The organism is Desulfovibrio mangrovi (assembly GCF_026230175.1).
Lineage (GTDB): Bacteria > Desulfobacterota > Desulfovibrionia > Desulfovibrionales > Desulfovibrionaceae > Halodesulfovibrio > Halodesulfovibrio mangrovi.
This window is the reverse complement of the sequence record NZ_CP104208.1, coordinates 1,685,519-1,710,379: the sequence shown is the minus strand read 5'-3', so window position 1 is coordinate 1,710,379 and position 24,861 is coordinate 1,685,519. Positions and strand designations below refer to the sequence as shown.

Annotated in this window: 20 protein-coding genes; 13 read left to right on the top strand and 7 right to left on the bottom strand. The window is 58.1% G+C overall.

What is annotated here, in order from left to right:
- Positions 1–82 precede the first annotated feature (82 nt).
- Both thiM and thiE read left to right on the top strand, forming a co-directional pair.
- Entirely contained in the window at positions 83–919 is an 837-nt protein-coding gene (gene thiM / locus N1030_RS07910) for a hydroxyethylthiazole kinase (RefSeq protein ID WP_265828731.1), read from the top strand.
- The gene (gene thiE, locus N1030_RS07905) at positions 916–1,545 is read left to right on the top strand and encodes a thiamine phosphate synthase (RefSeq protein WP_265828730.1); all 630 of its coding nucleotides are present in this window, start codon (positions 916–918) and stop codon (positions 1,543–1,545) included. The genes thiM and thiE overlap by 4 nt, the downstream gene beginning before the upstream one ends.
- An 85-nt stretch (positions 1,546–1,630) precedes the next feature.
- On the opposite strand, the gene N1030_RS07900 is transcribed toward thiE, so the two are convergent.
- Positions 1,631–2,371 (bottom strand): ferredoxin reductase domain-containing protein, encoded by a 741-nt coding sequence (locus N1030_RS07900; RefSeq protein ID WP_265828728.1) that lies wholly within the window; start codon positions 2,369–2,371, stop codon positions 1,631–1,633.
- 126 nt (positions 2,372–2,497) lie between these two features.
- Positions 2,498–4,207 carry a sigma-54 interaction domain-containing protein gene (locus N1030_RS07895; protein ID WP_265828727.1) on the bottom strand — a complete coding sequence of 570 codons (1,710 nt, stop codon included), beginning with the start codon at positions 4,205–4,207 and terminating at the stop codon, positions 2,498–2,500.
- Between the two features lie 330 nt (positions 4,208–4,537).
- On the opposite strand from N1030_RS07895, the gene N1030_RS07890 reads away from it, so the two are divergent.
- Entirely contained in the window at positions 4,538–5,602 is a 1,065-nt protein-coding gene (locus N1030_RS07890) for an HDOD domain-containing protein (protein ID WP_265828726.1), read from the top strand.
- Here N1030_RS07890 and N1030_RS07885 read toward each other — a convergent pair.
- Genes N1030_RS07885 through larB form a run of 4 tightly spaced genes read right to left on the bottom strand, consistent with a single transcriptional unit; the run spans position 5,599 to position 9,672 of the window.
- Positions 5,599–6,702: a pyridoxal phosphate-dependent aminotransferase gene (locus tag N1030_RS07885; RefSeq protein WP_265828725.1), complete on the bottom strand. Its 1,104-nt coding sequence runs from the start codon at positions 6,700–6,702 to the stop codon at positions 5,599–5,601. The genes N1030_RS07890 and N1030_RS07885 overlap by 4 nt on opposite strands.
- 34 nt (positions 6,703–6,736) lie before the next feature.
- The gene (locus N1030_RS07880) at positions 6,737–7,807 is read right to left on the bottom strand and encodes a glycosyltransferase family 4 protein (RefSeq protein ID WP_265828724.1); all 1,071 of its coding nucleotides are present in this window, start codon (positions 7,805–7,807) and stop codon (positions 6,737–6,739) included.
- 5 nt (positions 7,808–7,812) lie between these two features.
- The gene (locus N1030_RS07875) at positions 7,813–8,883 is read right to left on the bottom strand and encodes a glycosyltransferase (protein WP_265828723.1); all 1,071 of its coding nucleotides are present in this window, start codon (positions 8,881–8,883) and stop codon (positions 7,813–7,815) included.
- Positions 8,884–8,886: 3 nt separating this feature from the next.
- Entirely contained in the window at positions 8,887–9,672 is a 786-nt protein-coding gene (larB, locus tag N1030_RS07870; RefSeq protein ID WP_265828721.1) for a nickel pincer cofactor biosynthesis protein LarB, read from the bottom strand.
- Positions 9,673–9,836: 164 nt separating this feature from the next.
- On the opposite strand from larB, the gene N1030_RS07865 reads away from it, so the two are divergent.
- The 7 genes from N1030_RS07865 to N1030_RS07835 all read left to right on the top strand — a co-directional run bounded on the left by N1030_RS07865 (position 9,837) and on the right by N1030_RS07835 (position 19,149).
- The gene (locus N1030_RS07865; RefSeq protein WP_265828720.1) at positions 9,837–11,324 is read left to right on the top strand and encodes a sigma-54-dependent transcriptional regulator; all 1,488 of its coding nucleotides are present in this window, start codon (positions 9,837–9,839) and stop codon (positions 11,322–11,324) included.
- A gap of 361 nt (positions 11,325–11,685) precedes the next feature.
- The gene (locus tag N1030_RS07860) at positions 11,686–13,617 is read left to right on the top strand and encodes an aconitate hydratase (protein WP_265828718.1); all 1,932 of its coding nucleotides are present in this window, start codon (positions 11,686–11,688) and stop codon (positions 13,615–13,617) included.
- 40 nt (positions 13,618–13,657) lie between these two features.
- Positions 13,658–15,553: a SurA N-terminal domain-containing protein gene (locus N1030_RS07855; protein ID WP_265828717.1), complete on the top strand. Its 1,896-nt coding sequence runs from the start codon at positions 13,658–13,660 to the stop codon at positions 15,551–15,553.
- A 99-nt stretch (positions 15,554–15,652) separates the two neighbouring features.
- Positions 15,653–17,134 carry an AlbA family DNA-binding domain-containing protein gene (locus N1030_RS07850; protein ID WP_265828715.1) on the top strand — a complete coding sequence of 494 codons (1,482 nt, stop codon included), beginning with the start codon at positions 15,653–15,655 and terminating at the stop codon, positions 17,132–17,134.
- Positions 17,135–17,279: 145 nt separating this feature from the next.
- Positions 17,280–17,843 carry a DJ-1/PfpI family protein gene (locus tag N1030_RS07845; protein ID WP_265828714.1) on the top strand — a complete coding sequence of 188 codons (564 nt, stop codon included), beginning with the start codon at positions 17,280–17,282 and terminating at the stop codon, positions 17,841–17,843.
- A 39-nt stretch (positions 17,844–17,882) separates the two neighbouring features.
- Positions 17,883–18,167 carry a ribbon-helix-helix domain-containing protein gene (locus N1030_RS07840; protein WP_265828713.1) on the top strand — a complete coding sequence of 95 codons (285 nt, stop codon included), beginning with the start codon at positions 17,883–17,885 and terminating at the stop codon, positions 18,165–18,167.
- A 112-nt stretch (positions 18,168–18,279) separates the two neighbouring features.
- Positions 18,280–19,149, top strand: a complete 870-nt coding sequence (locus N1030_RS07835) for a radical SAM protein (RefSeq protein WP_265828711.1) — start codon at positions 18,280–18,282, stop codon at positions 19,147–19,149.
- 4 nt (positions 19,150–19,153) lie between these two features.
- On the opposite strand, the gene N1030_RS07830 is transcribed toward N1030_RS07835, so the two are convergent.
- Positions 19,154–20,305 carry an HD domain-containing phosphohydrolase gene (locus N1030_RS07830; RefSeq protein WP_265828710.1) on the bottom strand — a complete coding sequence of 384 codons (1,152 nt, stop codon included), beginning with the start codon at positions 20,303–20,305 and terminating at the stop codon, positions 19,154–19,156.
- Positions 20,306–20,557: 252 nt separating this feature from the next.
- On the opposite strand from N1030_RS07830, the gene N1030_RS07825 reads away from it, so the two are divergent.
- From N1030_RS07825 to rnr, 3 genes are all read left to right on the top strand, one after another.
- Positions 20,558–21,265: a Bax inhibitor-1/YccA family protein gene (locus tag N1030_RS07825; protein ID WP_265828709.1), complete on the top strand. Its 708-nt coding sequence runs from the start codon at positions 20,558–20,560 to the stop codon at positions 21,263–21,265.
- Positions 21,266–21,519: 254 nt separating this feature from the next.
- Positions 21,520–22,617: a tetraacyldisaccharide 4'-kinase gene (gene lpxK / locus N1030_RS07820; RefSeq protein ID WP_265828705.1), complete on the top strand. Its 1,098-nt coding sequence runs from the start codon at positions 21,520–21,522 to the stop codon at positions 22,615–22,617.
- Positions 22,617–24,776, top strand: a complete 2,160-nt coding sequence (rnr, locus tag N1030_RS07815) for a ribonuclease R (RefSeq protein WP_265828704.1) — start codon at positions 22,617–22,619, stop codon at positions 24,774–24,776. The genes lpxK and rnr overlap by 1 nt, the downstream gene beginning before the upstream one ends.
- Positions 24,777–24,861: the final 85 nt, after the last annotated feature.

The window sequence follows — 24,861 nt, the reverse complement described above, 5'->3', positions numbered from 1 at the left end:
CAAGCGGTTTGTTTCGTATCGACTCCACATCACAAATGGGGTATTTTCGTTATTATACCAAGCTACGTTTTCAAGGTGGGATATGGATTTCAAGACAATATGGCAGCAGGTGTGCAAGGTCAGAAAGCAGCGGCCTCTCGTGCACAACATTACCAACTACGTTGTGATGAACACCACGGCCAACGCCCTGCTCAGTGCCGGCGCCTCGCCCATAATGGCGCACGCTCCTGAAGAAATGGAGCAGCTTGTGGGAATTGCCGGTTCTCTGGTGTTGAACATCGGAACGTTGAGTGCCCCCTGGATCCAGAGCATGCTTCAGGCCGGTCAGTACGCAAGTAAGCGGCATATTCCTGTCGTGCTTGACCCTGTGGGAGCTGGGGCCTCCAACCTGCGCACGGATACGGCTATGCGCCTGTTGCATGCTGCCAAACCCGCAGTCGTTCGTGGAAACGGTTCCGAGATCATGGCTCTTCACGGAGCAGGTGGGATGACCAAGGGAGTGGATTCCATACTGCAGTCATCGGATGCCCATGAAGCAGCCGTCGAACTTTCACGCCAGTATGATTGCGTTGTGGCGGTGACCGGTGAAGAAGACATCGTGATCAAGGGTACCTGCGCTTACCGCATCAAGGGCGGTAGCCCGCTTATGGCGAGAGTCACCGGCATGGGCTGCACAGCAACTGCATTGATCGGCGCTTACGTGGCCGTTTCTGAATCTCCCTTCGAGGGCGCCGTGAGTGCGTTGGCTGTTATGGCCGCTGCCGGTGGTATGGCTGGTCGTAAAGCGGCAGGACCGGGCAGTTTCCAGATGCATTTTTATGATGCCCTGTATGCAATGACCATGGAGGATATTGAGGCTCTGGTGGACGTTTGCGAGTGCGACTGTCCCGAACTTGGTTACGGAGATTCAGAGCAGTGAGACAGCGCATTGATTATTCCCTCTATCTGGTAACGGACAGGGAGCTGTGCGGGGAGACAGGCGTTGTAGAGACCGTGCTGCAGGCTGTGGCCGGAGGTGTGCGGGTAGTGCAGTTGCGCGAGAAGACGCTGGATACCCGGCGATTCATCGAGACGGCAGTGCTCCTCAAGCAGGCTCTGACTCCGTTGCGGATTCCGCTGCTCATTAACGACAGGGTGGACGTGGCCTTGGCTTCCGGTGCCGACGGCGTGCACATAGGCCAGTCGGATATGCCTTATGAAAAGGCGCGGGCGTTGCTGGGGCCGGATGCCATAATCGGGCTTTCCGTGGAGACGCAGGAGCAGGTAAACGAAGCCAAGCGGCTGGATGTGGACTATCTGGGCATCAGTCCGGTGTTTGCCACGGCGACCAAGAAAGATGCAGCCGTGCCGTGGGGGCTGGATGGCGTCCGCAGGATACGGTTGGTGACCAACCATCTGCTTGTCGGCATCGGGGGCATTCATGCTGAAAACGCTGCGGATGTGCTCATGGCTGGCGCCGATGGTGTGGCCGTGGTTTCTGCCATCTGTGGCACTCCATCACCTAGATCCGCCTCTGAGGCACTCAGAAAGGCCATTGCCGGTTGATAGGCAGTCGGTGGTATTGATCCAGAAATAGAAACACCCCGTTTTCCATCAGGAGAACGGGGTGTGTTTGTTTTGGGTCTTATCGCTATGCGCCGTTGTAGACGAATGCTTCTTTCTCCACAGTGTCCGGGGCAATGCCATAGGCTGCCAGCTCTTCCACAACGGTCTGCTGCATGCCTGAAGGGCCGCAGAGATAGAAGGAGGCCGTGGTAGAGTGGATATGCCGTGCAAGCATATCCCGCGAAAAATGCCCCTTCTCGAACTTGATCTGCGGGCGCTCTTCTTCATAGTACATGTCCGGGTTGGTTTCCCGGCTGAGCACGTGGATGACGGTAAGCTTCAACGATTCAGCCATTTCCTCCAGTTCGGAAGCGGCAAAGGCGTCGGCAAAGGTCTTGTTGCACCAGAACAGCGTGCATGTATTCTTTGCTCCCGTCTTTTTGAAATGGCGAAGTACGGACAGGAAGGGGGTTATGCCCACGCCTCCCGCTACCATGACGATTTCTTCCTTCAAGGCAATGTCCTTGCAGAATATGCCGTAAGGTCCGGCGCATTGTATCTGCGAGGCATCATTCAATGCGGGAATGAGTTCCGAGGTGAAGTGGCCGTTTCTCTTGATGGTCATCTGTAGCTTGTCACCCGGTGCGCCGGAGATGGTGAAGGGGTGGGGCTTGGACCATTCTCCGTTTTCCATGATGCGGATAGTGGCGAACTGGCCGGGCCTGAAGCTGGAGAAACGCTCATCCTCCACGTCCATGATGACCGTGGTGGTCGTTTCATTTTCCTTGATGGTTTTGAGAACCTTGGCTGTTTTGCCTGTGCTCATGGCGTCTCCGTTCTGGTCGTTCTGCTGTTCCGGCGTCTTATGCACTGTTCCGCCATTGTATCCGTTTGCGGCCCATTGTCCAGATGCCGGGAGGTGGAGAGGTCGATTCCCTTTGGTCGCGTGGCCTTAGGCTACCGGCTTCTTGAGTCCGTATTTTTTTATCCGTGATTGCAGCGTTGTCGGCTTTATGCCCAGCAGCTCGGCTGCGCCTCCTTCTCCCTGCACACGCCAGTTGCAGGATTCCAGTGCGCGGAAGGTGTTTTCGCGGTGTAGGTCCTCCATTTGCGCTTCCGTATACAGCGGGCCTACATGGGTGCTGCTGGGAACAACGGGCGGAGTGGCTGTGCCTGCTGGAGAAGGGGTGCCGATCCTGTGTGCGCCAAGCCGGTTGAAATCCAGTCCGCCGTTGTGTGACATGATCACGGCACGCTCGATTTCGTTCTGCAGTTCGCGCACGTTGCCGGGCCAGTCGTAAGACTGTAGCTGCTGAATGTGCCGGTAATGCAGTTTGGGCTCTGTTACCCCAAGCCGCCTTGCAGCATTGCTGATGAAGTGGTGCGCGAGCATGGGGATGTCATCCAGCCGCTCCCGCAGGGGCGGATTGTGGATGGGAAATACCGAGAGCCTGAAATAGAGGTCCTGCCTGAACAGCCCGGCTTCAACGTCCGCAGCAAGGTCGCGGTTGGTTGCCGCGATGATGCGCACATCGACTTTGCGGGGGCGGTCATCACCAATGGGCTCAAAGGTTCCTTCCTGCAGCACTCGCAGCAGTTTGCCCTGCAATTCCAGCGGAATTTCTCCTACTTCGTCGAGGAAGAGCGTGCCGCCGTCTGCCATGAGAAAACGTCCGGTCCGGTCACGGACGGCACCGGTGAATGATCCCTTGATGTGACCGAAGAATTCGCTTTCGAACAGTTCGTGGGGAACGGCAGAGCAGTTCACCCGTACCAGTGGCCCCAGCCGACGATGCGAGCGCTTGTGTATGGCCTCTGCCAGTAGCTCCTTGCCTGTGCCTGATTCACCCAGAATAAGCACCGTGGCGTCCGTCGGGGCGACAACCTCCACCTGTTCCATGACTTTGTGCAGCGCTGGTGCGTTGCCCACGATATGGTCATCTGCATGGGCGGTGCGAACCGCACGGCGCAGGTGTTCGTTTTCCAGTTCCAGTTCTCGGCGCAGGGTTTGGATTTCATCAAAGGCTGCAGCATTGGCCAGTGCGGCGGCCAGCGAGTCCGCGTATATCTTGTGCATCTTGCGGTGCATGAGCAGCATGTCTGCCAGTTCGTTTATCATGGGGCGGTCATAGAATACCGCCATTACGCCGAGCAGTTCGTCCTTGTGCATGATGGGGAAGGCGGAATAGGCATGGTAACCATGCTCAACGGCCCAGTCGGGCCGGTTCCACTGTTCACCGGAAGCCGCATAGGTGGGTTCTCCATTGGTGCATGGGCCCAGCAGCGGGTTGGAAAAGGGGACAAGGTCATAGGTGCCTTCCTGGTGTCGCCACATGGCCGGACGCGGTTTGCCCGCACCGGAAAAGGCCATGAGCCTGAGCTTTCTGTCCGCTCCGGGAGCGCTGTGATCTGACGTGCCGGTTATGCGCAGGGAGGCGACAATCCAGAGTCCGCCGAAGATGACATGGCGCCCGCGATAGGTGCGTTTGGTCACCCGCAGAATGCCTTCAATGGTGCGCTCCCGGGCAATGCCCAGCATCAGGTCGAGAAAAGGACTCACATCCACGCTGTGCAGGGTGGGGATGAGTTGGGGGTCCTGATCATTGGAGGTGACGGCAGAGCGGTTGCCCGTTGCGGCCATAGGTGTTGTTTCAGCAGACATGGAGGTAGCTCCTTTACGAAAAGTCGTTACGAAAAATCGTTTTATACGAAAAGTCGTAACCAGTCCAGTGGGGCTGTTATGTTGGAAATGGTGTTATGAGTGGGTTCCCAGCTTTTTGAGAGTTGGCACGCTATCTGCTAAGGTAGGATTACAATCAAAGGATTTAAGTCCGTGTGGTCCCTCGCTTCGCGGACATTGATTCAGTCGCTTCATTTGGCAAGCCCCCGGAGATCCCCTCTCCGGGGGCTTGTCCGTTGTGGAACATTACAAGTGTTGCACTGAATTTTCTGATGGTCTACCCTTAGGCAAACATACTTGCGGGGTGTGAGCATGGGATCTTTGATTGATGCAGGGTTGGAGCAGAAGATTTCCGATATTCTCTCCAGGCGCTTTCATTTTGCCGGAGAGAATCCTTTGTGCGACTGGCTGCGGGCAGAGGCCAGATTCCGTTTGTTTGCGCGATCGAAGCAGACCGGGACCTTTGCGCTTGAAACCTATTTGTTCAAGCCGCTTGTCACAGAGGAAAGGGGAGAGACGCAGCAGGAACCGCTCTGCGTGCATTCGTTGGACAGCATGCTCTCAAAGGTGAAACTACCTTCCATGCCTCAGGTTTTTTATGAGCTCCAAGCGCTCATGGAACGCAATGATGTGACCGTGCAGGAACTGGCACAGGTGATAAGCCTCGACCCCAAGATGACCAGTTCCATTCTTCGTCTGGTAAACAGCGCCCTTTTCAATTTTCAATCCTCCATAGACACGGTATCCCGCGCCATAGCGGTGCTGGGAATGCGACAGGTTTCCACACTGGCGCTCGGTACGTTCATGCTTGGGCTTTTTAAGGAACGTCCCGATACCTGCCCGAATATCGGGCAATTCTGGGAGCATTCCATTGCTGTAGGCATGGCGACACAGTCTTTGGCAAAGCTGGCGGGACGGGATGGACTGGAGCGGTATTTTGTGGCCGGTCTGGTGCATGACATCGGTTGGCTAGCCCTGACCTGCTCGCAACACAATCTGCTCCAGATGGTGCTGCAGAGGGCAGATGAGGAGAACTGCTCGCTGCTTGAAGCAGAGGGCAGGTCGCTTGGCATGACCCACGCGGTCCTCGGGGCAAGGCTGTTCGAGACTTGGTCCCTGCCGCCCAATCTGGTGGCTGCGGTACGATACCATCACAATCCCTCCGCCTGTACGGAGTTTGACGAGCCCGTTTTTGTGCACGTGGCAGATACGCTGGTGAGAGGAATGGGATATTCCTCAACGGACGATTGCAGGGTGGCGCCTGTGGATATTTCCGCGTGGGAAGCCATGGAGCTGAAGACTGCGGAATTGGGCGAAGTCATCGAGAAACTGGACAGGGAACTGGCAACCCTGTGCAAGGTACTGCTTATCAGCTAGGTGGGGGAATGCAGGGCGGCGGTCAGTCTGCGCCATGCGGACTCTTCCCGCACCTGCATGCGCAAGTATCCGGCGGGCATGCCCGGAATATTGTCGCAAACACGGACAAGAATGCCCTGTTCAAGCAGGCTGGCGTATACTTCCTGTGACCGCTCAGGAGTCTTCAGGCCGGCAGTCACATAATTCACTCCCGAAAAAATCCTGTCTTCTGCAAAAGCGCCGGTTGCTTGCAGGGCGCTCACAAAGTGTCTGCGCTCTTCCCGCATGGGGTGCAACCTGTCCCTGTAGCTTTGCATGCTGTTCATGAAAGCAATGCCCGCCTGTTCGGCATATGCCGAGACGGTCCATGGGGTTTTGCCTGCGGCAAGCCTCTCTGTGAGTGCTGGCGAGGCTACTGAGTATCCCAGACGTACACCAGTGCAGTAAAAGAATTTGGTGAAGCTCTGTACGGTGATCACCTGCGTGTCTGTGTTCACCAGCTCCCGGTAGACCGTAAGTCGGTTGTCTTCGTAGGCAGGAAGTCCCCACAGGAATTCGCTGTAGGTGTTGTCCACGAGGATGGTGCTTGCCTGCACGGCGCTGAGGATATCGGCCATGTTGTCGTAGGTCACGCAGGCGGGGTTGTTGGGGGAGCAGATGATGGCAAGATCGGCCTGCAGTTCCCTGAGCGCGTTCAGCTCGTGTTCTCTGCAAGCAAAGCCATTGTCGGCAGAGCAGGGAATGAGTGTGTACGGCACGCCGAAGGCTTCGCAGGCCCTGACGTATTCAGAGAAGATGGGGGCCAGCATGACGACATGCCTTGGCCGCAGCTGTTGAATGGTCAGAAAGATATTTTCCGATGAACCGTTGCCCACCAGAATAGATTCCGGCGAAACATTCTCGTGTCGGGCCAGTACATCCCGCAGTTCGGAGCACCACGTATCCGGATAGTGGCGGTAGGGATAGTCGATTTCGCCGAGTATGGCGCGGGTCAGGTCGTCACACAGGGAGTTTGCGTTGCTGGAGAAGTCCAGTATCGCGTCAGGCGATACGCCCATGCTGCGGGCGAGGCGGTAGACCTCGCCGCCGTGTGTTCCCTGTGTCTGCTTCGTTGCTGCCATGTGTTCCCCGTGAAAGAGCATCGGCCTTGGGTCGTTATCGCGTACTCAGTCCGCGTGCGGCCAGAAGGTCGCGATAGATGGCTTCCATGCGGTCGGCACGGTTGCCGATGGAGTATTGCGGGGCAAGGGCGCGGCTGTTGGCTGCAAAGGCTTCGCGTTTGTCCGTGTCTGTGCGCATGGTCGTCATGGCCGCGGCCATGGCTTCCGGATTTTCGGCGGGTACGGCAATGCCTGTGTCAGCCAGCAATTCCTTCACGCCGCCTACGTCCGTGGCAACGGACGGCAGTCCCATGCGGATGGCTTCAAGCAGGGTGTTGGGCATGGATTCCGAACGGGAAGGCAGGATGAAGGCATCCAGACAGTTCAGATGGTCTGCCACATTTTCCGTGTGCCCCACAAGGCGGACGCGATCGCTGATCCCCAATTCTTCGGCAAGGGGTCCGTATACGTCGGCTCCGACGCCAACCGCCACCAGCGTGGTGTCCTTCAGGTCGGCTAGGGCGAAGGCGCGCAGCATCACGTCGGCTCCTTTGACGGGGTTGTTGCCCGCCACGGTGCCGAAGACGAAATGGCTTTCGGGAATGTTCAGGGCTGCGCGCATGTCAGCCGCCGGTGTGGCGGGCGTGGTGCGGGCGTCCGGAATGCCGTTGTAAACCACGTGCAGGCGCTTCTTGCTGAGGCCGTAACGGGCGAGTACCTTGGCGCAGGCCTTGGAGTTTACGGCAAACGCGCCAATGCCGGGAGACCAGTAGGGCAGGGGGTTGCCGGGTTTGTAAACCACGCCTCGATGGGCCACGCAGACCACGCCTCTGGAGCGCCAGCACAGACCCCACCATGCAGCCTTTTTGACGGCCTTGTTATGAAAGGCATGGAAAACGGCAGGGGCCCCTTCGGGCAGGGCGGCCTCAATGGCTGCACGCCACTGGCCGGGAGCGTCCGGCAGGTCTGCCCAGTGTATTTCCGGGGCCAGCGAACGCAGGGTTGAATGGGCGGGGGTGAAGAAGGTGAGCGAATGGCCTCTGCGGACGAATTCCTGTGCAAGGTACAGCGCCTGACGCGAACCGCCGCTTTTGGTACTGGATGAGGTGCAGAATATGATATGCATGGGGGTTAACGTTTTCCTGTGATATCCGTGAAAAAGGCTTCCAGTTTGCGGGCCTGCGTATCCAGGGAAAAGGCCTGAACGCACTGGCTCCATGCCGCATGCTTCCAGCGGAGCAGGGTATCGGCCTGTGCCGTGAGCAGGCTGGAAAGGCTCGCGTGAAAGGATTCGTTGCTGTGCTCGCCGGGAGTGATGAGAAAATCTTTCAGGCTGTCAGGCCACACTTCTGCCACGCCCCCAACGTTTCTGGCAACGGGGATGCACCCTGCAGCCATGGCTTCCAGCAGGGTGTTTGGCAGCCCCTCGCTCAGGGAAGGCAGGGCAAAGACATCGGCCTGTTGCAGAATGGCTCCCACGTTTTGGGTCCAACCGTGCCATGTGATATGTTCCTGCAGTCGCAGTTCGTCCGCCAGCGTGTGCAGGGCGGCCTCTTCATGGCCGGTGCCGGCCACGTGCCAGTGGAAGGCATGGCCTTCATCCCGCAGGCGGGCAAGAACACGCATGAGTTCTTCGTGGCCCTTGTCGCGGTTCAACTGGCTGGTGGTGGCAAGCTGCAGGGGAGAGCCGACGTGTGCCGGTGCCGTTTTTGCGGGAATCTTGGCAGAGTGGATGACAGTGGTGTCTGCCGCGTCGATGCAGGGCAGATGCGCGAGCAGGCCGTTGCGGTTGAAATGGCAGGGACACAGGTAGTGCGGGCGAATCCAGTTGTGCAGCGCGCGAACCTTCCAGACGTTTTTCATGTCCTCGGGTAGGCCCACGCGTTGAACCAGCGGGATGCCGGAAAGCTTGGCGGCAATGCCTGCCGTACGCAGGTCGCGGCCTACATTCACCAGCGCGGCATCAATGCGTTCCGTACGGAAGAAATGCATGAAGCGGGCAATGGCAATGGGGTTGTAATCCGGACCGAAGTCCACGGCGCGGGCATCAAGCCCCAGGCCGAGGGCCCGTTCAATGAAAGCGCCTTCCCTGCCGAGCACGATGACCGTGTGGCCGAGGCGCGTCAGTGCGGCGGCAAATTCGAGGGTCCATGTTTTGACGCCGCCCCATTTGCGGGTGGCGTTGAAAAAGGCGAGACGCATGCGCTACTCGTGACGGAATGTGTTCAGAATTTTGGTGGCGAAGACCGCAGCACCGTAACCGTTGTCTATGTTCACTACGCTTATGCCCGCTGCGCAGGAGTTGAGCATGGCGAAGAGCGGGGTGATGCCGCCCGCGCCTGCGCCGTATCCCACGGAAGTGGGAACCCCGATGACGGGGCAGCTGCAAAGGCCTGCCACCACACTGGGCAGCGCGCCTTCCATGCCGGCAACCACGATGAGCAGTTTCGCCTCGTGCAGGGCGGCAAGGTGCGGGCCTATGCGGTGAAGCCCCGCCACGCCTACGTCAGGGACCAGTCCCGCGTCAAGTCCGTAAAAGCGTGCCGTACCCAGCGCTTCCAGCGCCACATGCATGTCCGCCGCACCGGCGGTGACCACCAGAACTTCGCCGGTGGCTGCAAAAGGCGGCATCAACCCAAGGTCGCGTCCCAGACAGAACAGGCCTGCGTCGGGGTGGTGCGTGCCCTGCGGAAAATGTTCCTGCAGCAGGGCTCCTTGCGCTGCTGAAACCCGCGTTGCGAGAACCGGTGTTCCCTGCTCGGACAGACGCTCCACCGCTGTCACGAGACGGTCGTCGCTTTTGCCGAGGGCGAGAACGGCTTCCCCCAGTCCGGTACGCATGGCGCGGTGGTGGTCCACATGAACGCCGTTCAGGGTGGCCTCGCAGGGGGCGGTTTTCAGCCGCAGTGCGGCCTCGCCGGGAGGCAGGGTGCCTTCGGCAACGGCATTGAGCGTGGCGCGGAGCAGGGCAGCCATATCATGGTCGTGCATGGAGATCCCTCGTGTGGCGTGGTCCAGATTACAGGGAATAATGCCGGAAGGCTACGGGAGCGTCAGGGGCAGGTCAATACCATGTTTTGCCAAACGTATCATTTTATGACATTGTTCATCGCTGATTATTGCGATTCTGGCCGCATGAGGTTATCAAGGAAGGCATGTCACTGAGACGTATACTTTTTCTTGCTCCGGCAGCATCTGTCACGCACATCTTTCCCCGACTCAAGGACGCAGGGTATGAGGTGGGCCTTGCCGAGAATCTGAAGGGAGCCTCCGCGTTCATCCGCAAGTCCGGACCGAGCGTCATATTCTCGCGCCCGCAGTTGCCCGGCTACAAGGTTGATGACCTGCTTGCCGTGAGTCAGGACGATGCCACCTTTCCGCCGGTGATTGTCTTCAGCGACAAGGGCTCCGTGGAAGAGGCGGAACGGCTGTTGAATCTGGGGGCGCAGGACTACTGGCTGGAGCCTCTGGTCTATGAGAAGGTGGTTGCCGCCATTCCTGCGGGCCGCAAGACCATTCCGGCACCTCCCAGCACAACGCTGGGCGGTCGCAAGCCGCAGATGCCCGAGACGGAAAAGGGGCCGAACATCATCGGCAGCAATCCCGTCATGCGTCGCGTGCTGGCCCTTGCCAAGCAGGTTGCTCCCTCCCGTGCCACGGTGCTCATTTCCGGCGAATCCGGCACCGGCAAGGAAATGTTCTCCAAATTTCTGCATGCGCATAGCGACAGGGCCAACGGCCCCTTTGTGGCCGTGAACTGCGCCGCCCTGCCGGAACACCTGCTTGAAAGCGAACTTTTCGGGCATGAAAAGGGTGCATTCACTGGTGCCATCAACCGCAAGCTCGGCAAATTCGAGCTGGCTCACGGCGGCACCATTCTGCTGGATGAAATTTCCGAAATGGACCTCGGCCTGCAGGCCAAGCTCCTGCGTGTGCTGCAGGAAAGCGAACTGGACCGCGTGGGCGGTACTGAAACGGTGAAGGTGGACGTGCGTGTGCTGGCCACCACGAACCGTAATCTTGAGGACTGGGTCAAGGAAGGCAAGTTCCGGCAGGATCTTTACTTCCGTCTGAACGTCATTCCCCTGCGGTTGCCTGCTCTGCGTGAGCGCGGTGACGACGTGCTGGCCCTGGCCCGCTTTTTCGTGAATCTCTATGTCCGCGAATACGGGCTTTCCTCTCTCGAATTTTCGCAGGACGCGCTCGACTGGCTGGCCTCCTATGAGTGGCCGGGCAACGTGCGAGAACTGCAGAACCTGATGGAGCGCGCCACCCTGCTGGCAGGGCGCGGGCCCATCTCCAAGAGTCATTTTCTCCTTGATCCGGATAGCTGGCCCCTGTTCGGCGAGGAAGAGGAGCATGGTGCGGATGTCTCGGCATCCGGCGGGATGGCGGATCCTGCCGGTCAAGTTGCCGGCGCCGCGACTGCGCAGGAGTATTCTGCTGCAGGCGTGGACGGTGGCAGCGCGCTTTTTGCGCAGGGGGTCATTCCTCTGCACGAAATGGAGCGCATCATGATTCTCAAAGGATTGGAGCAGACCTCCGGCAACCGTACTCAGGCTGCGGAGATGCTCGGCATATCCGTTCGTACGCTGCGAAACAAGTTGAACGAATATCGCGGCGAAGGGCTGGACATACCTTAAGGGTCCACCCCGACATCGGGAAATGGTTAGGCCCTGCGCCTGAATGTGTGAGCATGGCTGACGGTGTTGTCTCCGCCTTTACGGAGCATGTGCATTGAATCGACCGTCAGCGGTAGGCGTATCGGGCTGGCGGCCTGTGACAGACAGGTCGGATACGGCGGTCCGCCGGAAACGGAACCGTGGTGCAGTGGCATTGCATCCGGTCTTCGCAATTTCATCGGGCCGGGTATCAGGCTGCTGTATGCCTGAAGGCAGCAAGCAGCTTCTCGTTGGGACCCGTGCGCGGTTCGGCATGTGCGGTCGGATGTATTCCGGCCGGAAGACGCCGTCTGCGAAACAGACGATTGTTAGGAAGAAGACTATGTCCATGAACGTTACGCAAAAGATTATTGCGGGCCACCTTGTCTCCGGTGAAATGGTTCCCGGCGGCGAAATCGGTCTGCGCATAGACCAGACCCTGACGCAGGATGCCACCGGCACCATGGCTTACCTCCAGTTCGAGGCCATGGGCGTTGACCGTGTGCGCACAGACCTGTCCGTGAGCTATGTGGATCACAACACGCTGCAGATGGGCTTCCGCAATCCGGACGACCATCGCTACCTGCGCACCGTGGCGCAGAAGTATGGCGTGGTGTTCTCCCCTCCCGGCACCGGCATCTGCCATCAGCTGCATCTGGAGAATTTCGCCAAGCCCGGCGCAACGCTGGTAGGTTCCGACAGCCATACTCCCACTGCAGGCGGCATCGGTTCGCTTGCCATGGGCGCGGGCGGTCTTTCCGTTGCCCTTGCCATGGCTGGTGAGTCCTATTTCATCGCCATGCCCAAGGTCATCAAGGTGCAGCTGGAAGGCAAGCTGACCGGCTGGGCTTCCGCCAAGGACGTCATTCTGCATCTTCTCGGCATGCTGACCGTGAAGGGCGGCGTAGGTAAGGTATTTGAATACGCCGGTCCCGGCGTTGCCACCCTGTCCGTGCCTGAACGTGCGGTCATCACCAACATGGGGGCAGAACTCGGCGCCACCACCTCTCTTTTCCCCAGCGACGACAAGACCCGTCAGTTCCTTGCCGCCATGGGCCGCGAGGCAGACTGGTCGGAACTGGTGGCCGATGCCGACGCCACCTATGATGATGTGATCGTCATTGATCTTTCCAAGCTGGAGCCCCTGGCTGCACAGCCGCACATGCCCGACCGCGTTGTGCCTGTACGCGAACTGGCCGGAAAGAAAGTTGATCAGGTTGCCATCGGCTCCTGCACCAACTCTTCCTACGCGGACATGAAGTCCGTTGCCGTGCTGTTCGGCTCCGCCAAGGTAAGCAACGAGACGGATACCCTGATCAGCCCCGGCTCCAAGCAGGTGCTGAAAATGCTGGCCCGTGAAGGGCTTGTGGAGCCTTTGCTGGACGCCGGTGCCCGTCTGCTGGAATGTTCCTGCGGCCCCTGCATCGGCATGGGCGGTTCTCCCGTCTCCGCAGGCGTTTCCGTGCGTACCTTCAACCGCAACTTTGAAGGCCGTTCCGGTACCAAGGATGCGGACGTGTATCTTGTCAGCCCGCTCACTGCGGCCATGGTTGCCATCCGCGGTGAGTTTTCCGACCCCGCCACCTGGGGTGATGCGCCTGCGGTGCCCGAGCTGCCCGCGGACGTGCCGTCCATCCGTGACCTCTTTATCTTCCCCCCTGCCGAAGGTGCCGGCGTGGAAGTGACGCGTGGTCCCAACATCGTGCCGCTGGAGCAGTTCGATGGTTTCGGCGACACTGTGACGGCGGAAGTGCTGCTCAAGGCCGGGGACGACATCACCACCGACCACATCATGCCCGCAGGTGCTCAGATCACCGCGTTGCGTTCCAACGTGCCCGCCATCAGCGAGCATGTGTTCAGCCGCGTGGATGAACAGTTCGTGGCCCGTGCCAAGGCATGTGACAATGGCGTCATCGTGGCCGGAGAAAACTACGGCCAGGGTTCTTCGCGCGAGCACGCCGCACTGGCTCCCCGTCATCTGGGCGTACGTGCGGTTATCGCCAAGTCCCTTGCCCGTATTCACCGTGCCAACCTCGTGAACTTCGGCATTCTGCCGCTCATTCTCGAGGATAAGGCGGATTACGACCGCTTTGCATTGGGCGGCAAGGTGACGGTTCCCGTAGCTGCCGTAACTGCCGGTGGTACAGTGGAAATCACCGTGGACGGTGCGGGACTGGTGCCCGTGAAGAATGATTTGACGCAGAAGGAATTGGACATTATTCGGGCGGGCGGACTTCTGAACTATGTCCGTCTCTCAAAAACCGGCGTTGCGTAACAGGCGCACGCCACACCGTTAGAACCAAAGGATACGGAGCATGTTGGACTCTATTCGGCAGAATGCCCAGTCGTGGGGCGTGAAAATTGCCTTTGCGCTTATCATTATCGTGTTCATTTTCTGGGGAGTGGGCTCCATGAGCAACTCCAACAGATCGTCCGTGCTGGCCACGGTCAACGAAGAACCGATTCTGATTCCCGAATTCAAGCAGGCGTATGATCAGCAGTTTGCCGTGTTGAAACGGCAGATTCCCGGCCTGAAGCAGGAAGACCTGAAGCAGCTGGGCTTTGCGCAGCAGGTGATGCAGCAGTTGGTTTCCAAGAAGCTGATCCTGCAGGAAGCTGAGCGCCTTGGCATTGCCGTGACGCCTCAGGAACTGAAGAAGACCATTGCTTCCATCGCGGTGTTCCGCAATGAGAAGGACGTGTTCGACGGTGACCTGTACAAGCGGGTTCTGGAAGCGCAGGGCATGACCCCCGGGCAGTTCGAAGAGTCCTACCGTCAGGATATACTGATTCGGAAGATGCAGGAATATGTTGGGTTGCCCGCATCCGTGACCGCCGATGAAGCCCGCACCGCGTTCAACTTCGCAGGTGAAAGACGCTCCATCGAATTCACTGTGATGCCCGCCGCTTCCTTTGTTTCCAAGGTTACCGTGGCTCCCGAAAAGCTTCAGGAGTTCTATGACCAGAACAAGGAGCAGTTCAAGCAGCCTGCCAAGGTAGCCCTTGAATACATCACCATTACGCCCAAGAGCCTCGCCAAGGGCGTTACTGTGGATGAAGCGGAGATTGCCGCCTTCTACGACCAGAATGCTGAAACCTACTTCGTGCAGGATGAGTCTGTGCGTGCCCGTCATATTCTCGTGCTGGCGGACGCCAACGCACCTGAAGCCAAGGTTGCCGAAGCCAAGGCCAAGATCGAGCAGGTTCTGGCTCAAGTGAAGAAGGGCGGAGACTTTGCCGCACTGGCCAAGAAATACTCTGAAGGTCCCTCCGCCCCCAATGGCGGCGATCTTGGTGAGTTTGGACATGGCGCCATGGTGAAGCCTTTCGAGGATGCCGCCTTTGCGCTTGATGCAGGACAGGTTTCCGGCATCGTGCGTACCCAGTTCGGTTTCCATATCATTAAGGTGGAGGAAAAGACTCCCCGCCGCGTGAAGGCTCTGGCCGAAGTGCATGACGAGATTCGTCAGCGTCTGGCTGAAGACAAGGCTGCCGATAAGGTTGCAGACTCCCTTGACGTGGTGTTCGAAGAAGTCATGGCCGGCAAGTCCATGGCTGATGCCGCTGCCGCGCATAATCTGGATCTGCGTACTACCTCCGAATTCCCCCGTGCCAAGGCAATGGAAGTCGTGGGTATCAAGCCTGATTCCCTTGACGCCGTATTCGGCACCATTGTCGGCGGTGTTGTGGAAACCCCCCTTGAAGTGGAAGGCGGTTACATGGTTGCCCGTGTGAGCGCAGCCTCCCCCGAAAGCTACATCGAGTTTGATCAGGTAAAGACCATGATTGAAGGTCGTCTGCTTCAGGAAGCCGCCATGCAGATGGCCGCTGATGAGGCAAAGAAGATTGCTGAAGATGTGGCCTCGGGCAAGCTGCCCGCCGAGCTGGCGGCTACGGTGCAGACCTCTCCGTTGTTTGACCGCCGTGGCTTTGTGCCCGGTCTCGGTCAGGCTCCGGAACTGGTTAATGCCGTGTTCGCTGCATCCGGCGATCAGTGGGGCGGTCCCTTCATGAGTGCTGCCGGTGCCGTGTTCTTCCATCTTAAGGATACCAGCCTGCCTTCCGACAAGGAATGGGAAGTTGCAGAAGAACAGGTTATGGCTTCCATGCTCCGTGCCAAGCGTCAGGAGATGTTCCGCGCCTTCATGAACGACCTTGGCAAGAAGGCGGAAATTCTGATTCAGAATCAGGACTTCCTCGACAAGATCTAATCCGTATCTCAGAAGCAATTCAGGAGGGCAGCCGGAAGGCTGCCCTCCTTTTTTATTACGGGCTGGCATTATGCGCGTTTGTCGGCTATGTGGTGCAGTATGAAGAAAGTGACGTTTACATATGGCCGGTTGGTTGCGTTGGTCGTGTTGCTCGGCCTGTGCCTGCTCCTGTTTCTGCAGATACAGATGCGATTGGTGGAACGCCAGTTGGGCGGATTGGCCCTCGGATATTTTGCCGACAACACTCGCGACACGCTGCAGACCATGCGGGAGAATATAGCCCGGCTTGTGCGCGATGGCAGAATGTTGCCCGATGCTGCGCTCGCGGATGAGATGCAGTTCATGGCAGAAAGCACCCATGCCGGCTATGTGCTTGTCGTGCTAGGTAATGCAAGGGCCGAATTGGTTGATGCCAGAACGGGCGTTCGTGCCACCATGGAGGAAACGGGCGACGAGAAGGTATCCTACAGCCTGTCACGTGTTGCAGGGGCGGGAGGTGCTGCCCCGGAGGTGGGATCCATAGCGGGGGACGAACTCAGGGATTTTGCGCTTGCCTTGCGGGCGAACCTGCTCTTTGTTGTGCCCCCTGCCGAGAGCGCGCCCGTGATGAGCCTGATGACCACGCCGGAAGGCAAGCGATTTGTCCTTTTGTACATGCAGGCTCCGGCAACCCAGAAGCCGATAACCGTTTGTCTGGTGTTCACGCCGGAATTCTTTCTGAACAGACTTGCCGCAGCCATTCCCGTGCAGATGAGTGCGGCTCTGCTACAGCAGGACAAGGTACTGGCCGTGTCATCTGCTGCCGAACGGCAATACAGAGAGCTGACAGGCGATGGAAGCGTGCAGGTTCCCTTTGCTGCCTTTCTGGATCGTCTGGGCCCTGCGGGTGAAGAAGATCTGGTGGAGATCATAACCGAAGACTCCGTTACAGGGCTGCGTATTGTGTTCATCAGTCAGGGGATGGGCTTGCTCAGAGGCCTGCTGGCAAAACCGGAGTTTCTTATCACGCTCGGCGTGTTCGTGCTGGTGCTGGTTGTGTTGGTGCTTGCCATTTCACGATATCTTACCCGCCACAGGCGGTATTACCGGCCTGAAGTGGTTGTTGACGCCGACTTCGTGCGAACACTGATCAAGCAGGGGGAGGGAATGCATGTGGAGTTCAAATCCACCTTGCGCCAGAACCTTCAAAGCGGAAAACGCGACAAGAGTATGGAGATTGCCGTACTCAAGGGGATGTGCGCGTTCATGAATACCCTTGGCGGTACCATGATCGTGGGAGTCGGTGACGGCGGTGAGATTCTGGGTGTGGAGCCCGACGGCTTCCGCAGTGAGGACCACGCGCTGCGGCATTTGGGGAATGTGTTCAACGAGTGTGTTGGCGCACGCCATTTCAATTGCGTTTCACTGCACACCTGCAAGCTGGACGATAAATTGGTGCTGGTCGTTCTGTGCAGGCAGTCCACCACGCCAGTGTTTTTGCGTCATCAGAGTGTGGAGTCCTTCTATGTCCGGCAGGGACCGTCCAACAGGAGTCTTTCCTTGGGTGAGTTCTGGGAGGTTTCTCATAAGTTCAAGCGATAAATGACCATACCGGTGAATGACCGGCAGTTCGCATTTCGGAGCAGCGCTCCTGTGTGCGAGATGTGCGGTATGTAGTAGCCGAGTAGTACCCCATATCCGGAGAACCGTGTAAGGTACCCACAAAATAATCAGGAGGCATTGCGTCATGGCAAAGAAACTGTTGCTGATCTGTGGTGATTTTGTGGAAGATTACGAAGTTATGGTGCCTTTTCAGGCACTTCAGGCGATGGGGTATGCTGTAGATGCCGTGTGTCCGGGCAAGAAAGCCGGTGAATCCGTGGCAACCGCCATTCATGATTTTGAGGGGCACCAGACCTATTCCGAGAAGCCCGGTCACAATTTCACGCTGAATGCGACCTTTGATGACATCCGTCCCGAAGACTACGCAGGACTCATTATTCCCGGTGGTCGTGCTCCCGAGTACCTGCGCCTCAACGAGAAGGTGCTGGCCGTGGTGCGTCATTTCCAGGAAAGCCGCAAAGTTATCGGTGCCATCTGCCATGGTGCGCAGTTGCTTGCCGCTGCTGTTGCTCTGGACGGCAAGCGCATCTCCGCGTATCCTGCCTGCTCGCCGGAAGTACGTCTTGCCGGTGCTGAATATGTGAATCTGCAAATGGATGAAGCCCTCGTGGATGGCAATATTGTGACCGCTCCGGCATGGCCTGCCCATCCCCAGTGGCTGCGTAAGATTGCCGACCTGCTCGGATAGCATCGTTATATCCGCAGGGCGGCCATGGAGTTTGTCCCCATGTGTGAGATGTATGCATCCACCGCCCCTGCCGAGTACGAACAGACTACACGGTCCGTCAGGCTGCATGGCGGGGTGACAAGCGTACGGCTGGAACGGAGGTTCTGGAACGTGCTTGAGGAACTGGCCGCTTCGGAAGGCTCTTCGCTCCCCAAGTTCCTTGAAACCCTGTATGATGAGGCTGTGCATATTCACGGCTCGGTCGGGAATTTTGCCTCCCTGCTTCGGGTCGTATGTACGACATATCTGGCTTCAAGGACTTCCGTTTTGTCTGAAAGCGCCTGAATTTCGCATGACCGGTATTGAAAGCTCCCGCTTCGGCGGGAGCTTTTTTTTGCCCTGTGGCGCGCTGGACGAATCCGCCAAAAGCGGTTAGCGGGTGAGGGAAGGAGAACGCATGCATTACGAAGGCGACATCATCCGCCCCCCCAGTGAAATAGATTCCATCCTGCTGCAGGTAGCTACGGGCTGTCCCCATAACAACTGCACCTTTTGCGGGGCCTATCAGGACAAGACGTTCCGCATCAAGGACGATGCCGTCATTGATGCCGATATCCTCTGGGCTGCCGAACATCTGAAGGGGATGCGCCGCCTGTTCCTTTGTGACGGGGATTGTCTTGCGCTTCCCCAGCATCGTCTTGTTGCCCTGCTGCAGTCCATTCGCCAGCACCTTCCGCAGGTGACGCGGGTGGGCACGTATGGAAGCGCCATGTCCATTGCCCGCAAGACTGACGATGAGCTGGCGGTTCTGCGCAGCCTTGGTCTTTCCTTTGTCTATATGGGTGTGGAGTCGGGTGACGATGACGTGTTGCGCCGCGTGAACAAACGCGTTTCCAGCGCGCAGCTTATTGAACAGGCCGCACGGGTAACTGCTGCCGGCATGAAACTTAACGTTACTGTTATAGTGGGACTTGGCGGGGTGGAAGGCAGTATGCGACACGCCCGGGAGACGGGGAGGGTGCTCAGCGCCATGTCTCCGGATTTCATCGGCGTGCTCAGCCTGATGCTGTTACCGGATACACCTCTGCACGGGGAATATAAACGCGGCGAGTTCTCAATGCCCGATGCCTGCGGGCTGCTGCGCGAGTTGCGTGAGCTGCTTGCCTGCACTGATATACGTTCGGGCATTTTTCTCACCAACCATGCCTCCAATCATCTGCCCATGAGAGTGCGGCTTCCCAAGGACAAGGATGTTGCCCTTGAGAAACTGGATGCCGCCATCGGCGGCTATGTGCCCATCAAGTCAGAGTGGATGCGCGCCTTGTAGCACGCTATGAAGACTGGGTGCTCTCGTCGGGAACGATCATGCGGATGGGTTCGTCCAGGCCGTATGCCTTGGCGAAGTTTCTGATGCGGGCGATGCACGCCTCGGACAGCTCCTGCCCTTTTGTGGCCAGCCGCATGCCGTCACGCGTTTCAATATTCTGCGCCGCAATCAAACCGGGCCGCAGGTCTTCCAGATACATTTCTCCGGCAACGCTCACTTCCTGATCCAGTATGGTTTCGCGAAAGGCACGCAGGATTTCGGGATCATAAATGCTCTGCGTATTCTGCATGTACTGAAGGGCTTCACCGGCTGCCATGCCGCGTGAGGCCAGCATGTCGTAATCCAGCAGGATTTTGAGAGCCCGTGCTCCGAAATGCATGTCTTTGTCTTCTGACAACGGCACATTCTGCTGCTGGATGATGCGTGCCACGTCCCGCATGCGGGGGATGTGGGTAAGCAGATCGTAGCCCACATGGGGGTGCATGGCAAAAAGCTGCTGTTCTTCTCCGGAAAGCTCTTCTCCGCGTATATGCTTGTTGAGCATCTCCGAGGTGAGCGTCACACAGCCTATCTGACAGAGCATGGCCGCCAGTTCCAGCTTCAGGGCGTCAGGTCTTTCAAAGTGGCTGGAGAGGGCGTTCATGTGACGCTTGATGCGTTCGCTCCGCCCGAAGGCTTCGGGGTTCGTCAGGGCCAGCACTTCTGAAAGCACCTTGATGGACCCGCGCAAGGTGCCTCTGAGCAGTTCTCGTTCACTGGTGACGAGATGGTACTGGTCAATACCGGCTTCAATGGCGCGGATAAGCGACTCGGTCTGGCAGGGCTTGGTCAGAAAGCGGAAAATGGCCCCTTCGTTGACGGCAGCGACAGAGCTTTCCGTATCAGCGTGTCCCGTAAGCAGAATGCGTACTGTGTCCGGTGAAAGGGAACGGACTTCGCTGAGAAACTCCACTCCGTTCATTCTGGGCATTTTCAGGTCCGAGACGATGACGGCAAAGGGGGGATGGTCGCGCACGGTATCCAGTCCGGCGAGCGGCCCGCAGGCCGTGGTGACGCTGAAACGTTTGCAGAGCGTGCGTCGGAAGCTGTCCAGAATATTGCTTTCATCATCGACAAAGAGCACTCTGTTGTTCTTGTTGTTTTGCGATTCAATCATGTGGGCACCCTGCTGGAACAACTGGGGGGGTGAAAGGTGTGTGGGCAGGAACAAGCTGTTGTGATGCAGAATGTTGCAGAGTGTCTCTCCGCAGTTCCGAATTCACATTATGAAAATATATGATACCATGCGCCCTTGCCAACCTATATAATGATTGTTACCTCTTTCAGCGATGTCGGCAAGGTATGACGGATGGTTATAACTGTCGGCATCACCCGAACTGTAAACAATGACTCATTTTTTGGAGGAATCATGCTCGGAAGAACCGTCAGCACTGCCGGAGTACGGCGCGGGGAACTTGTTAACGCCTTCATGCGCGGCGTGTATGGCTGGATGACCGCAGGTCTCGGCGTCACCGCACTGACCGCTCTTGCTGTGGCCAGCAGCGAAACCATGCTGCAGCTCATTTTCGGCAACGCCATGATGACGATTATGCTCTTCATCGGCCAGATCGGTCTGGTCATGTATCTGAGCGCTCGCATCAACAAGCTTTCAGGCTCTGCAGCCACCGGCCTTTTCCTTGCGTACAGCGCGCTGAACGGCGTAACCCTTTCCGCCATTCTGCTGGTCTACGCACAGAGCACCATTTTTAATGCCTTCTTCACTGCGGCAGGCATGTTCGCGGCCATGTCCATCTACGGCATGACTACCAAGAAGGACCTGACCGGCATGGGCCAGTTCATGATGATGGGCCTCTTCGGTCTGATCATCGCTTCGATCATTAACATGTTCCTGGGCAGCGGCCCCATGGATATGATCATCAGCCTCATCGGTGTGGTAATCTTCGCCGGACTGACCGCCTATGACAGCCAGAAGCTCCGCTACATGGGTGAAACCATGCCGCTGGGCGATGAAACCGCCATTCGTCGCGGCTCCATCCTTGGCGCGCTGACCCTGTATCTGGACTTCATCAACCTGTTCCTGTTCCTGCTCCGTCTTTTCGGCGGCTCCAGAGACTAAGAACAGTTCCCGGGCTCGACGAACGGTTGCCGCTGATGTATCGTGCGCATCGGCAACCTGTTTCGGGCACTGGATTATCACATGATCGGGATGCCGTTGACATGACGGGCGTCTCGGAAATTGCAATGACCAAAGGGAGCCTTGTGCTCCCTTTGATTCTTGATGGGGACGTCTTCTGCGGACGCCAGCGCTAGCTGGCCGTACGTTGTTAGTCGAGGAGAGTCGCGGATTCTCCATTTTCATGCGGGGTAGCCATGGCGTTGAGATGCACGCTTCCAGAGACATTCGAAAAGGCACAGAGGGTGCTCCGTCCCTTGTTGTGGCCTTTCGGCAAGGCCTATAGTGCTGTCATGGCCGTGCGTCGACGCAGGTATGAACAGGGCGGCGCCAAAGTATTTTCGCCCTCGGTTCCCACTGTCTCCGTCGGTAATATCGGATGGGGGGGGAGCGGCAAGACCCCCATTGTGGACTGGCTGCTGGACTGGTCCGCTCAGGAGGGACATCAGGCCGTTGTTCTCACCCGTGGCTACAAGGCGACACCGCCTGCCTTGCCCTATGTGGTAGGTGCTGCAAGTTCCGCTGCAGAAGCGGGTGACGAACCGTTGATGCTTGCCCGTCAGCATCCGCAGGCACGCATTGTGGTTGATCCCGTGCGGCGGCGTTCCGGCGCGTGGGCCGAAGCGAACCTTGCTCCGGACATTTTTGTGATGGACGACGGGTTTCAGCATCTGGCAGTCCGGCGGGATACCGATCTGGTGCTGTTGCGGCCTGATGATCTGCGCTCGGAGTGGGATCGCGTCATTCCCTCCGGATCATGGCGAGAGGGGGCCTGCGCACTTTCCCGGGCCAGTGCCTTTCTCATAAAATGCACGCCGGAAGAATTTGCGGACTTGCTGCCGGATGTGAAGAAGCGACTGGGACACTTAGGCGTTCCGGTATTCAGCTTTTCCCTGCAGCCCGTGGGGGTACAGTCCGTAACGGAAGATGAGGTGCTCTCATCCGCAGGATTGATAGCCCGCAACGGGTATGTCTTGTTCAGCGGTGTCGGTGTGCCTGCTCAGGTGGAGCAGACCGTTGCCTCCTATGTCGGCGTTCCGCCGCTCAGATATCATGTTTTTCCTGACCATTACGGATACACCCGTGAGGACATATTGAATATGGCGGAGGAGGGAGTGCCCCTGCTCTGCACCCCGAAAGATGCGGTGAAGATTGCCGGATTGGGCCTTGCCGGTGTTCCCGTGTGGACACTCGTGCTCAAGACCGTGTTCGGTCCCGCATGGAATACCCCCGATACCTTTTCTGAATGGTGGGGGAACAGATGGCAGGCGATGCAGTCTGCCAGAGGAATTTAATGGCTAAATCGAAAAAGAAGAATCCCGTAGAGTTCTCGCTGTCTCAGAACGATGTGCTTGCCATGTTCAAGGAAGCCCGTCGTCCTTTGAAAATCGACGACCTGCTGCGGATGGGAAATATCAGCAAGCGCTGGAAGCGTGGCCTTGAACTGCGCCTTGAGGAACTCAAGGATAAGGGACGCATTCTGCGTCTTCGCGGCGGCGCCTGGGGGCTTGCGGAGCAGTTGAAGATGCTCACCGGCACTCTGGAAGTGCAGCGCTCCGGTGTGGGCTTTGTCTTGCCCGAAGACCGCAAGCGAAATGACGTGTTCGTGGCTCCGCATGATTTCGGCGGTGCCATGCATGGAGACAAGGTGGTAGTTGCCCTGTTGCCCGGCCGCCAGCCCGGAAAAAGTCAGGAGGGGCGTATCGTTCGCATTCTGGAACGTGCGCACGAGACGTTGACCTGCAAGGTGGTCCGCAAGCTTGGCGGCGAAGGCGGTTACCTGTGCCGTCCGGCCGATCCGCGACTGAAGATATCACTCATGGTCAACACGGACGCACTGGGCGGTAAACCCGCCAAGGGCGAGCTTCTTGTGGTGCGCCCCGAGGAGATGGTTGAAGACGGCCTGTGGAGCGCTGAAGCTTTAGAAAGCCTTGGCAACGAGGAAAGCGCTGCCGTGCAGGAGAAGCTGGTCAAGCTCAACAACGATATCCCCACCGCCTTCCCTCCCTCTGCGTTGGAAGAAGCCCGTGGCCTGCCGTCTGTGCCGGCGGAAGAGGACTTTGCCGACCGCGTGGACCTGCGCCACATGGCCTTTGTCACCATTGACGGGGAGACAGCCAAGGACTTTGATGACGCTGTGTATGTGGAGGCGCAGGGCGACGGATTCCGCCTGTGGGTGGCCATTGCAGACGTAAGCCATTACGTGCCTCTCGGTTCCGCATTGGACAGGGAAGCGCAGGAGCGCGCCAACTCCTACTACTTCCCCCAATCGGTGGAACCCATGTTCCCCGAGGCGCTTTCCAACGGTCTGTGCAGCCTCAATCCCCGCGTTCCCCGCCTTTCCATGGTGGCGGAAACCTATTTCTACAGCAACGGCACTTACGGTAAATCCAAGTTCTATCCTGCCGTCATTGAAAGCAAGGCACGCCTGACCTATGAGCAGGTACATAAGGCGTTGGAAGAAAAGGATGCTGACGTCCGCATGGTGCTCGATCCGGTTCTGCCCATGCTGGAGACGGCCGAGGAACTGGCCAGACTGCTGCGTGCCCAGCGTATGCAGCGGGGTAGTCTTGATTTCGACCTGCCGGAAGCCGGCGTGAAATTCAATGTCTATGGCGAGCCCGTGGACATCCGGCGTAAGGAGCGCCTTTTCTCGCACCAGATCATCGAGGAGTTCATGATTGCGGCCAACGAGGCCGTTGCCCGTTTCCTGACCGAGCGGGGCGAGGCGTTCCTGTATCGCTCGCATCCTGATCCGGACGGAGAAAAGCTGCTTGGACTCTTCAGAACCTTGCAGCGCACGGAAATGGCCGAGCATGTGCCCATGGACCCGAGCCCTGCCGCCCTGCAGTACATCCTCAGGAAAGCTGCGGGAACCGATCAGGAATTCATCGTGAACAGGCTGGCCCTGCGCACCATGATGCAGGCCGTGTATACGCCTGAGCACGAGGGACACTTCGGTCTGGCGTCGGATTGCTACTGTCATTTCACTTCGCCCATCCGGCGCTATGCAGACCTTGTGGTGCATCGGGCGCTCAAGCACGCTCTCAAGATTCCCGGCTATGCCCCCAATCCTTCCGTGGGTCAGTTGACGGGTATTGCCGACCATCTGAACGAGCGTGAACGAAAGGCCATGGAGGCTGAGCGTGAAATACTGAAACGTCTGACAGTCCTCTTCCTGCGTGACAAGATTGGTACGCGCTATACAGGCATCATCAACGGCGTGACGGACTTCGGCTTCTGGGTGGAGCTTGAGGAAGTCATGGCAGAAGGTCTGGTGCGCGTTTCCACCATTGATGACGACTATTACGGCTATTTCCCCGAGCGGCAGGAGCTTATCGGCGAGCGTACCGGGCGGCGGTTCCGTCTGGGGCAGAAGGTGCTTCTGTGGCTTACCGAGGTGAATCTGAACAGGCTGGAAGTGAACTTCGCGCTTCGCGAGGAGGGGGAATAGGCAGACCGTTCTTGCGGTATGCGGCCTGCTGATGTGGCAGGCGAATTGCCGTCAGGCGACTGGCGGCCATGAAGACAGACGGCGT